Below are 10,292 nucleotides of genomic sequence, written 5' to 3' on the forward strand. Positions count from 1 at the left end.
TAAAAGTTAAGTTAACAAGCTATAGTTTAAAAAGCCGTCCTAAAAGGACGGGGCTTTAACCCAAAATTTCGGTAAGTGCAGGAAAAATTATGAGGATTAGCCATCAGGAAGATATTATGACAAATGAGCAAATATTACTGGAAAAATGGAGAACATTACCCGACGACAAACAGCAGCAAGTCTTGGAGTTGGTCGAATCATTCTGTCTTGAGGAGCAAACTATTACAGATCCAGTAGCATCGTACCAGCCTAAAACTGAGTTGGGTAAACGGCTGCAAAAAATTCGGACTGCAATTGTAGCATCGGGAGAAAGTCTCTTGGATCTGGAGGGTATTGAACGTGAAAAAGCTGAGAGGAGAGGTGGATATCAAGGAGATAATGGGTGATCAAAACCTTTATTGATTCGGGTGTTTTAATTGCTGCGGCTAGGGGGAATAGCGAAAAGTCACTTCCTGCGGTACAGGTTCTCGATGACGCAAATCGCTCGTTTGTTTCCAGTCCATTTCTGAAGCTAGAAGTCTTGCCCAAGGCAATTTATAATCAGTGCCGAGAGGAAGCACTATTCTATGAAGCGTATTTCACGGCAGTTACTGACTACGTTACAGATTTAGAACAAATTCTCTTAATGGGTTCTCAAGAGGCGCGTCAGTGGGGTTTGGGAGCAATGGATGCGCTTCATGTTGCAGCAGCGGTAATGGCTGGTGCAAAGGAGTTTATGACAACTGAAAAACCGAGTAGGTCTATTTATCGTACCCCAAGTGTTCAAGTGATTTCAATTTATTAATAAGTCCCGAAAATTTACCCTTAATTAGCTTTAACTTTCTGCACGATCGGATCGGCAGTGGTAGTAGAAACCATGGCCGCCATAACTTGTTCAGGGGAAACCGTAAAAGGTAAACGATGAATGTCAGAATTAGGCTGACAGGCAATTGCGGCTGCGTGGCGCAATTGGGCAAGGGAAACATCTCTTAATCCTAAATCCTCTAGGGATTTCGGTAAACCAATTTGTTCATAAAACTGGATTAGTTGCCCCCGGGCCGATAGTGCCAATTGATTGCCCAAAACTATTTCCTCTAGACGCAATTGGGCGAGGATGCCGTAGGCGACTTTTTCCCCGTGCAGGGCATGATGGCAAGCGGGAATATGGGTTAAACCATTATGAATTGCATGGGCGGCCACGGTACGACAATTAGCACCCCCTAAACCACCAATTACTCCGGCTAATAAAACGGTAGCATCCACCACCTGTTTCCAGTCCTCCCCGCCGATATTTTCCAGGGCTGCCGGGGATTTTTGGAAAAGAATATCCCGCAAAACCCGGGCCTGTTGGACAGCGGCAATGATCAGGGTTTCTGTGCAATGACCGCTACTGACGGAAGCTTCGTACCATTTAGCGATCGCATCGCCAATACCGGCGATTAAGGTTCTTTTCGGGGCAGTTTGGATAATACCGTAATCGAGAATTAATAAATCCGGGCAACGGGCTAGGGACAGATCGTAAAGAAACGCCCCCGCGTCAGAATAGATGTTAGATAGGGCCGTCCAAGCGGCACAAGTGGCCGCGGAGGTGGGAATCGTGGCAATCGGCAAATGGCACTGATGGGCGAGTAATTTGGCCGTATCGAGGGCCTTGCCGCCACCCACACCGATGATAAAATCTGCCTCATGACTCTTGACAGATGCCTTTAAATATGCTAAGGAATTCTCCGAACAATCGGGGGCGTAACTGTGATAGCTAGGAGTGAGATTTTTCAGGGGAGATGACAAAAAAGCTAAATTGCGATCGCCGCCCACCACGAGGGGACGTTTCCCCAAATCCGCTAATTTGCCGGTGGATTCTTCTAGGGCATTGTCACCCCGAATCACTTGTGCGGGGGCGATTAACAGGGGCAAAACAGCGACAGCATTGGACATTTTTTGACAACCTCTCAGGATTATTGGCTAAGTTTAGCGAAACTTTCGGGAAAAAGCTGTAGTTCAGGGGTATTATCCCCCGGGGCGGAGAAGGATTTTTTAATCTGTCCTAAGTACAAAGGAGCAGATAAACCGGGCTGAGGGTGAACGAGAGTGCGAGCGCTAATGATAAATTGATTATTACCGCCAGCACCGGCGCGACCAGAGGAAAACAAGTCACTAGCGGCTTGTTTTAGGGTTGCTTCCACCTGCTCGGTAGTAACAGTATTGGGCAGGGAGATAACAGCTTGATTAGCTCCGTTATCATAGACAAGGGAGAATCTCACCGCTCCCGGAATTTCGGTACGAGTAAATAATCCTAACCCAAGACCGAAAATTCCGACCGTCAACACAGCCATAAAGCTAGTGACACCGACGAGACGAAAGCGGATTCCCCAACCGACGAGAAAAGCGATAATCGTGAGTACCAAAAAAACCAGCGTGGCAATACCAGACCATTGGATGTATTTGGCAAAGTTCAGGGGAATGTCCATATTTTCTATAATACTGATTCTATGAAAACGGTTAGCATAAACCATTGTACCTATCCTGTTGTCGAAACTTTCCATTCTGTGCAGGGCGAGGGCTTTTGGACGGGAAGCAATGCTTTTTTCCTCCGTTTGGGAGGTTGCGATGTCTATTGCCCTTGGTGCGACCAAAAAGAGTCTTGGAATGCCCACCGTTATCCACAACAATCGGTGCGGGAATTGGTTGAGATGGCAAAAGGGGCTAACCCCGCTATGGTGGTGATTACCGGGGGGGAACCTTTAATGCACAATCTTGATCCTTTGACCGGGGAATTAAAAGATCAGGGTTTACGGGTACATTTAGAAACTTCTGGCGCTCATCCTTTTACAGGGGTTTTCGATTGGGTGACTTTTTCTCCTAAAACTTATAAAATGCCCGATCCTAGTATTTATGCACGGGTGAATGAGTTAAAAATTGTCGTGGCTAATCCAGAGGATTTAGACTGGGCAGCCATCCAGGAAAGTAAGTTATCGGAAGGGGTGATCAAATATCTGCAACCCGAATGGAATACGGTGGAAAGCAAAGAGTTAGTCTTTAATTATGTTCTCCGGCATCCCCAATGGCGTCTCAGTCTACAAACCCATAAGTTTTTAGGAGTCCGGTAAATCAGTTATCAGTGATCAGTGATCAGTTATCAGTTATCAGTTATCAGGAGATTACTTTTTATTTATTCTACCCACTCCCCAATTCATAATTCATGATTCCCAACCCCTAATTTACTAACAAGAGGTTAAATACTATGTCTAACAACAATTCTGAACGAGTAGTGCGTCGTGGTCGAGTTTTTCCAGAGATTCAAGCTACAGAGGAAGAAAAGGCCAAACATCGCGCCCGACAATTAGAATTTTATCATCGTTGTTGGCCGATTTTTCAGAGTTTACAGCCCCGGTTAATGAAACATTATTATGGTTGGTACATTGCGATCGAACCCGATAGCGGCGATTATTTTATCGATCCCGACAAAGAAGTGGCTAGTAAAAAAGCAAGGGCAAAATATCCCGACAAAATCCATCATATCTTTGGCATTAATGAAACTGGAGTTAGTGGCAGAATATGATTGAAGGGAGATTTGGAGAAAATGGTCAAATTTATTTTGATATCGATTTAGTCAGCCCTAATGGTCTGGTGTTACCTGTAGAAGCTATGCTAGATACTGGTTTCACGGAGTTTTGTGTTATGAATGACCAAGATGCTCGCAGTCTTGAATGGCCATTTTTAAACCAAGATAAGTTACGCACCGCCCAAGGAGAAGCATTTTTTGATATATATTTGGGCAGAGTAAGAATTGATGGTCAGGAATACGAAATTCCCGTCTTTGCAGGGGAGGCAATTCAGGAGATTTTGTTAGGTTCCCAGTGGCTCAAACAATTTATCTTAGTAGCTAATTATCAACAAACACAGGTGACATTAGGATAATGACAAAAAAGGCGATTATTTTACTTTCCGGGGGATTAGATTCAGCGACAACAGCAGCGATCGCTCTAGCTGCTGGTTATCAATTAATTGCCCTTTCCTTTCGTTATGGACAAAGACACGAGCGGGAATTAGCGGCGGCGAAAAAAATTGCTAATTTCCTCAATATTAAAGAACATCATCTGATCGAAGTCAATCTATCTTTGTGGGGAGGTTCCGCTTTAACGGATCAATCTATAGCTATTCCCCAAGAGGGAATTAACCCGAATATTATCCCGATTACCTATGTGCCGGGGAGAAATACAGTTTTTATTTCGATCGCTCTTTCTTTAGCGGAAGCAAGGGAAGCGGAGGCGATATATTTAGGAATTAATGCGGTGGATTATTCTGGTTATCCCGATTGTCGTCCCGAGTATTTAGATGCCTTTCAAACTTTAGCTAATTTATCATCGAAAGCGGGTTTAGAAGGGAAAGCACCCCAATTAATTGCCCCTTTGGTGATGGATAGTAAGGTAGATATCGTCCGTCGTGCTGTTAGTTTAGGGGTTCCCATTGCTGATACTTGGTCTTGTTATCAAGGAGAAGTTGAACCCTGCGGTTTATGCGATTCCTGTCGCATCAGAGATCGGGCTTTAATTGAGGCCGGTTATCCCGAATTAGCCACTCCCCTGTTGAAAAAAAGCCAGGGAAAATAGGGAGGATAGTGAAAAATGGAGATAATCTAGGCAATTAAATGTTCAATGAGTATTTTACTGCCGATTAATATTAAAACTAAACCGCCGAGAATTTCCACCTTTTGACTAAATAAATTACCGAATTTATGCCCGATAAAAACAGCTATAAAACATAAAGCAAAGGTAATAGAACCGATGACAGTGCAAGCTAAAAGTAAGGGAGTTTTAATCATCGATAGACCCAAACCAACTACTAAAGCATCGATGCTAGTAGCGATCGCTAATCCGATTAAAGTATAGGAATCTAGAGGATTAAATTTTTTTTCCTCGTCATCATTTTGAACAGCTTCGTAGATCATTTTACTGCCGATCGCCCCTAAAATAATAAAAGCGATCCAGTGGTCAAAAGAGGCGAGGAACTCGCGACAAGTTAGACCGATACCCCAACCGATCATCGGCATAATCGCTTGAAATCCCCCAAAAAACAAAGCAATTTTCAAAGCCTTATTAACATGAATATGACGAATCATCAGGCCACTGGTCAGAGAAACGGCCACGGCATCGGCGGCTAATCCCACGGCCACAAAGGAAGTGGTTAAAAGTTCGAGTGAAGTAAACATCTATAGTTGTTTATCCTTTAATTTCCCCTTATCTTAACTAATTTTTACCCAGAAAACTTTCATATTTCTCTCATGATCCTCTCATTTATCTATCATTTCTCTAACCTAAAAATTAACTGCTCGATTAGTGAGAGGATCGAATTGAAAACGTTTAAAACCACATTACTGGTTCCTCGCTGATCGCCTGCACCTGATGGAGCGCTTCCGGGGTAAAACCGATAATATCCTCAGCTTCTAGGACTTTTTCAGCCGCTACTGCGATTTTATCGGGAAATTCAGCACTAGGAGTCCGAGGAACCGGGTTTCGGAGTTAACTAACCAATGCTGCTGTTTCATAAATTCCCCAGCAATTCTCATTTTAAGGTTTCATGACATTAAAACCCTTGCACCTAGAGGGGTTAAAATTCTTTAACGAATCTCTAGATCGCTGAAACTCCAGGACAAAGTTGAGGAAGATACCTTTTCCCATCATCGATCATCCCGTCTGCTTTTAAGGTGGCGAACGCTACCATATAGGAAAAGTGCCACGTAAAAAATTATGATAATTTCGAGAATTACCAGAGAATCAGAGGGGAGAAAACGGTGATAAAATTAGCTAATTGACTCCAGTAACTTAAGCCCCCAATAACCGCTCACTGAAAATATGGCTGATTTTTTTAACACCTATGGTTTTTTAATTGTTTCAATGATATTTGGAGCCATATTAGGCATTTCAATTTATTTGCCCTTAATGGCCGGTCAATTATCCTTAGCAACCCCCGGTTTTTACGCTTTAGGGGGTTATGTAGCCGCCATTCTTTCTACGAAAGTTTTTACTAATACCGGCAGCAATTATCCCCTGGCTTTGGTCTTTTTAGAAATGTTAATTGCTGGCATTATTTCAGGAATATTAGCCATAGTTTTAGGTATTCCTGTTCTCCGTTTGCGAGGTATCTATTTAGCCATTGCCACGATCGCTTGGGTAGAAATTTTGAGAATTATTGCCCTTAATCTCGAGATAACTGGCGGTGCGGTCGGTATTTTCGCCATTCCCCAACCCTTCACTACTCAATTAGCCTACCTTTGGCTGGCCTTGCCCCTCTTATTCCTAACTATGCTGTTTCTCTACCGGTTAGAAAACATCAAAATTGGTCGGGCATTTAATGCCATTCGTGCCGATGAATTGGCAGCTGCAGCCATGGGAATTAATCCCACCTATCACAAAGTTTTATCCTTCACTTTCGGAGCAGTTTTAGCGGCAGTTGTGGGAGCAGTAAGCGCCCATTTTCTCAATACTTGGAATTCCCGTCAGGGAACTTTTGATGCCAGTATTATTTTCTTGGCTTTCGTTTTAATTGGGGGTTCAAGAACTTTTGTTGGTCCAGTGGTGGGAGGCATTGTTTTAACTGCTTTGCCCGAAGTTTTACGCGCCCTCGGCGGACTGAATGGTTTACCAATTTGGTTAGGGAATTTCTTGCGCGATGGTCGTTTGATTATTTTTGGAATTTTAATTGTTTTGGGAACGATTTTTTATCCCCAAGGCTTAATTACACCTGAATTAATTAAAAAAATAATGCCTTTTAAAAGACGTTCCTCTCTTAGTCAAGTTGATTCCTAATTACAGTGATCAGATTTTAGTTTTCAGGTAATTGATTACTGTTTACTGTTCACAGCAAAAAACTCCCCAGTCTCTACTCCTGTCCCCTAACCCACCCTGCTGATACGGATATCCCCCTTCCGGCTAATGTAAAGAAAACGTTACAGTAACAGCTAAAGCCCAGTAGCCAGGAAGCCGTCGATCATGTTTGAATACTTTAACCAGAAAGCTATCAAAGCGGTGATGTTCGCCCAAGAGGAAGCCCGTCGTACCGCTCACAGTGTCGTGGGTACGGAGCATTTACTGTTAGGATTGATAGGAGAAGCCACCGCCACCGCAGCCTTAATTCTCAAGGATTTAAAAGTCACCCTGCACGAAAGTCGCCGCCTGATTGAAGGAATGACCGGCCGCGGCACGGGTTACAGTCCCGTTAATATCCCTTTTACCCCAAAAGCGAAAAAGATGTTCGAGCAAGCATTTCAGGAAGCTCGACAATTAGGGGAACAGGCGATCGCACCTGAACATTTATTACTCGCTATCACCAGCGATCCCGAATCCCTAGCCGCTAAAATTTTAATTATGCAGGGTGTTGATTTGATCAAACTTCGCGGCCTTTTACTTAAAAATGCCGGGGAAAAAGTCGCTAGTGGTCGCTTAACGGGTGATAGTGACTATAAAGACCAGAAAAATGCTCCCCAAGTCGGTATTTTAGCCCAATATAGTCGCAATTTAAGCCAAGAGGTCAAAAATGGCAAAATTGACCCTTTAATCGGTAGAGAGCCAGAAATCGAGCGAGTTGTCCAAATTTTAGGCCGCCGTACCAAAAGTAACCCGATTTTACTGGGTGAGCCGGGGGTGGGGAAAACTGCGATCGCTGAAGGGTTAGCACAACGCATCCATAATGGCGATATTCCCGAACTTTTGCAGGATAAACAGGTAATTGCCCTCGATATGGGGTCTTTACTGGCGGGAACCCGTTTTCGCGGCGATTTTGAGGAACGTTTAAAGGGTATCGTGGAGGAAGTTCGCAAATCGGGCAATATTATCCTGTTTATCGATGAAATTCACACTCTTGTCGGTGCTGGTAGCATGGGAGGAGCTATGGATGCTTCTAACTTGCTTAAACCTGCTTTAGCTCGCGGCGAGTTACAGTGTTTAGGGGCAACGACTCTCGATGAGTATAAACGGCATATTGAGCGAGATGCGGCTCTAGAAAGACGTTTTCAGCCAGTTATGGTGGGAGAACCGACTAAAGAGCAGGCGATCGAGATTTTACGGGGTTTAAAAGCCACCTACGAGGATTTCCATCAGGTAAAATACGCTCAAAAAGCGATCGAAGCTGCTGTTAATCTATCCTCTCGCTATATCAATGATCGCTTTTTACCGGACAAAGCGATCGATCTTCTCGATGAAGCGGGATCCCGCACCCATCTACGCTATTCCCTGCAAAGTAAAAGTCCTGCGGAGGTTAACGAAGAATCACCCCTAATTAACCCCGAATCTTTAATTCCAGTGGTGGATGCGGAGGAAATCGCCCAAATTGTCGCCGCTTGGACAGGTATTCCCGTTACCCAATTAACTCAAACTGAGTCGGAATCGCTCTTAAATCTGGAATATCAACTGCATGAGCGGATTATTGGCCAACAGGAGGCAGTAAATGCCGTTTCTCGTGCTATTCGTCGAGCGCGAGTAAATTTAAAGAATCCTAACCGTCCGATTGCCTCGTTTATTTTTGCAGGTCCCACGGGAGTCGGTAAAACTGAATTAACGAAAGCCTTGGCTAAGTTGCTCTTTAGCTCGGAATCCAGTATGATTCGTCTAGATATGTCGGAATTTATGGAATCCCACACGGTTTCTAAGTTAATTGGTGCGCCTCCCGGATACATCGGTTACAATGAAGGCGGTCAGTTAACGGAAGCAGTGCGTCGTCAACCCTATAGAGTGGTCTTGTTTGACGAAATCGAGAAAGCACATCCCGATGTTTTTAATCTTCTCCTGCAACTGTTAGAAGATGGTCATTTGACCGATTCCCAAGGTCGTCGGGTGGACTTTAAGAATACCCTAATTATCATGACCTCGAATATTGGCTCAAAAGTCATCGAAAAAGGCGGTAATAGCTTAGGATTCGACATTGCTGACGATTTTGCTCAATCGCGCTACCAACAGATTTCTAATCGGGTGACAGAGGAGTTAAAACAATATTTCCGTCCCGAATTTCTCAACCGTCTCGATGAAATTATCGTTTTCCGACAGTTAACTCGCGAAGAAGTTACCCAGATTGCCGATATTCTTATCGCGGATCTAGCCAAACAATTGACAGAAAAAGGCATTTCTGTGGAAGTTACCGCCGCTTTTAAGGATTTGGTCATCAATGAGGGTTATGATCCTAGCTACGGTGCGCGGCCTTTACGTCGTGCTTTAACTCGACGCTTAGAGGATAGTTTAGCGGTCGCGATGTTATCGGGAAAAGTCAATTCTGGAGACCATGCGATATTAGATGTAACTGCTGAAGCTGTGGTGACAGTCTCTAGTCATCAGCGCTCTGAGCAAAGCGATATTCTCTCGCAATTACAGTTACAACCAGTGGGTTAATCCCCTCAAAAATTGCTTTTTTCGGGGTTGAAAATGTTTCAACCCCGATTTTTATCAACTAGGAAAAATAACTTCTAGGGGAGCGGGAATCATCTCGCTACGAAAGTCAAGAATCTGAACTAGGATTTGCGGCAAAAAGTTTTTCGGTGGGGGTAGGGTGTAGGGTGTGGGGTGTGGGGTTTTACCAGTTTTGAGGGGGTCAATTACCTAATTTTCAGGGAAAAAGTACCTCAATTTTACCCCCGATCACTCCAATGGTCAGCACTTTTTGAGGGGAAAAAAGTCTAAAAGTCTTATCCAGCAAGGTTTTTAGATTTATTCAGCCAGCCCTAAATAGGGCTGGCTGAATAATGGTAAAACCCTTTTAAAATAAAGCTTTTGACCTGTTAAAGTCCGATGTTAGTGCAAGAAAATAGGATTGGGACTTTCAAAGCCTGAAACGACCGGCTACTGACTCCTGACTCCTGACTCCTACCACCACCGAAAAACTTTTTCAGCAGACCCTATTTAGGGGACCAGCGCTCTTGAATTTTATTAATCGCCCAGCTGACAATCGCCCCCGCAATTAAAATACTAATAGCAGGATTGAATAAGGGCAGCCAAAGACGCTGAAAAAGTTTAAATCCTAGGGGAATTCCCGTGGATTCACCGATAACAGCCAGGGCAAACCAGAGAAAGCCCGCTATTACTAAAAACACATCAAATATTAAGATTCTATTCAACCACTTGACAAATTGCTCTTTCATTGCATCAAAAACTTAGGTTATTTAACAGTTTATCGAAAATTTGGGTTAAAACCCAGTCCTTTTAGGACGGCTTTAAGCTACAATGGAAAAGGCGATAATCAAGCTAAAAACTGAACCTTGACAACAGATAGTAGGGGGTTTCGTTCAGAAAAGACTTCAAATTCGGCCTTGAACGAGTAAAACTTTCTAG

12 protein-coding genes are annotated in these 10,292 nt (G+C 43.7%); 8 read left to right on the forward strand and 4 right to left on the reverse strand.

Going from position 1 to position 10,292, the window contains the following annotated elements:
- The first annotated feature begins 116 nt into the window (after positions 1-116).
- Together BGL89_RS03015 and BGL89_RS03020 are read left to right on the forward strand one after the other, a co-directional pair.
- Positions 117-386, forward strand: coding sequence for a hypothetical protein (locus BGL89_RS03015; RefSeq protein WP_286824374.1), 270 nt, complete (start codon positions 117-119; stop codon positions 384-386).
- Entirely contained in the window at positions 383-784 is a 402-nt protein-coding gene (locus tag BGL89_RS03020) for a type II toxin-antitoxin system VapC family toxin (RefSeq protein WP_286824375.1), read from the forward strand. The genes BGL89_RS03015 and BGL89_RS03020 overlap by 4 nt, the downstream gene beginning before the upstream one ends.
- Positions 785-804: 20 nt before the next feature.
- On the opposite strand, the gene BGL89_RS03025 is transcribed toward BGL89_RS03020, so the two are convergent.
- Positions 805-1,914: an iron-containing alcohol dehydrogenase family protein gene (locus tag BGL89_RS03025; protein ID WP_286824376.1), complete on the reverse strand. Its 1,110-nt coding sequence runs from the start codon at positions 1,912-1,914 to the stop codon at positions 805-807.
- Between the two features lie 20 nt (positions 1,915-1,934).
- A complete protein-coding gene (locus BGL89_RS03030; RefSeq protein WP_286824378.1) occupies positions 1,935-2,492 on the reverse strand; it encodes a Ycf51 family protein in 558 nt (185 codons plus the stop codon).
- Here BGL89_RS03030 and BGL89_RS03035 point away from each other — a divergent pair.
- From BGL89_RS03035 to queC, 4 genes are all read left to right on the forward strand, one after another.
- On the forward strand, positions 2,469-3,086 hold the full coding sequence (locus BGL89_RS03035) for a 7-carboxy-7-deazaguanine synthase QueE (protein WP_286824379.1): 618 nt from the start codon (positions 2,469-2,471) through the stop codon (positions 3,084-3,086). The genes BGL89_RS03030 and BGL89_RS03035 overlap by 24 nt on opposite strands.
- Before the next feature lie 134 nt (positions 3,087-3,220).
- Positions 3,221-3,538: a hypothetical protein gene (locus BGL89_RS03040; RefSeq protein WP_158201278.1), complete on the forward strand. Its 318-nt coding sequence runs from the start codon at positions 3,221-3,223 to the stop codon at positions 3,536-3,538.
- Positions 3,535-3,897, forward strand: coding sequence for an aspartyl protease (locus BGL89_RS03045; protein ID WP_286824380.1), 363 nt, complete (start codon positions 3,535-3,537; stop codon positions 3,895-3,897). Before BGL89_RS03040 ends, BGL89_RS03045 begins: the two co-directional genes overlap by 4 nt.
- Positions 3,897-4,589 (forward strand): 7-cyano-7-deazaguanine synthase QueC, encoded by a 693-nt coding sequence (gene queC / locus BGL89_RS03050; protein WP_286824381.1) that lies wholly within the window; start codon positions 3,897-3,899, stop codon positions 4,587-4,589. The genes BGL89_RS03045 and queC overlap by 1 nt, the downstream gene beginning before the upstream one ends.
- A gap of 26 nt (positions 4,590-4,615) precedes the next feature.
- Here the strand turns inward: queC and BGL89_RS03055 are convergent, their stop codons facing one another.
- Positions 4,616-5,188, reverse strand: coding sequence for a manganese efflux pump MntP (locus BGL89_RS03055; protein ID WP_193961534.1), 573 nt, complete (start codon positions 5,186-5,188; stop codon positions 4,616-4,618).
- A 643-nt stretch (positions 5,189-5,831) separates the two neighbouring features.
- Between BGL89_RS03055 and BGL89_RS03060 the strand changes: the two genes are divergently transcribed.
- Positions 5,832-6,785 (forward strand): branched-chain amino acid ABC transporter permease, encoded by a 954-nt coding sequence (locus BGL89_RS03060; RefSeq protein WP_286824382.1) that lies wholly within the window; start codon positions 5,832-5,834, stop codon positions 6,783-6,785.
- Positions 6,786-6,968: 183 nt separating this feature from the next.
- Complete coding sequence (locus BGL89_RS03065) at positions 6,969-9,356, forward strand: ATP-dependent Clp protease ATP-binding subunit (protein ID WP_286824383.1); 2,388 nt, start codon at positions 6,969-6,971, stop codon at positions 9,354-9,356.
- 503 nt (positions 9,357-9,859) lie between these two features.
- Here the strand turns inward: BGL89_RS03065 and BGL89_RS03070 are convergent.
- A complete protein-coding gene (locus BGL89_RS03070) occupies positions 9,860-10,102 on the reverse strand; it encodes a DUF8620 family protein (RefSeq protein ID WP_286824385.1) in 243 nt (80 codons plus the stop codon).
- Between the last annotated feature and the right edge of the window lie 190 nt (positions 10,103-10,292).

The organism is Microcystis sp. LSC13-02, assembly GCA_002282935.1.
In the GTDB taxonomy this organism is placed as follows: domain Bacteria; phylum Cyanobacteriota; class Cyanobacteriia; order Cyanobacteriales; family Microcystaceae; genus Microcystis.

What these genes read in the sequence shown, in the direction of transcription:
- BGL89_RS03015 (WP_286824374.1), top strand. Translation starts at nt 117, where the DNA reads ATGACAAATGAGCAAATATTACTGGAAAAATGGAGAACATTACCCGAC.
- BGL89_RS03065 (WP_286824383.1), top strand. Translation starts at nt 6,969, where the DNA reads ATGTTTGAATACTTTAACCAGAAAGCTATCAAAGCGGTGATGTTCGCC.
- BGL89_RS03060 (WP_286824382.1), top strand. Translation starts at nt 5,832, where the DNA reads ATGGCTGATTTTTTTAACACCTATGGTTTTTTAATTGTTTCAATGATA.
- BGL89_RS03025 (WP_286824376.1), bottom strand. Translation starts at nt 1,914, where the DNA reads ATGTCCAATGCTGTCGCTGTTTTGCCCCTGTTAATCGCCCCCGCACAA.
- BGL89_RS03055 (WP_193961534.1), bottom strand. Translation starts at nt 5,188, where the DNA reads ATGTTTACTTCACTCGAACTTTTAACCACTTCCTTTGTGGCCGTGGGA.
- BGL89_RS03070 (WP_286824385.1), bottom strand. Translation starts at nt 10,102, where the DNA reads ATGAAAGAGCAATTTGTCAAGTGGTTGAATAGAATCTTAATATTTGAT.
- queC (WP_286824381.1), top strand. Translation starts at nt 3,897, where the DNA reads ATGACAAAAAAGGCGATTATTTTACTTTCCGGGGGATTAGATTCAGCG.
- BGL89_RS03030 (WP_286824378.1), bottom strand. Translation starts at nt 2,492, where the DNA reads ATGGTTTATGCTAACCGTTTTCATAGAATCAGTATTATAGAAAATATG.
- BGL89_RS03035 (WP_286824379.1), top strand. Translation starts at nt 2,469, where the DNA reads ATGAAAACGGTTAGCATAAACCATTGTACCTATCCTGTTGTCGAAACT.
- BGL89_RS03040 (WP_158201278.1), top strand. Translation starts at nt 3,221, where the DNA reads ATGTCTAACAACAATTCTGAACGAGTAGTGCGTCGTGGTCGAGTTTTT.
- BGL89_RS03045 (WP_286824380.1), top strand. Translation starts at nt 3,535, where the DNA reads ATGATTGAAGGGAGATTTGGAGAAAATGGTCAAATTTATTTTGATATC.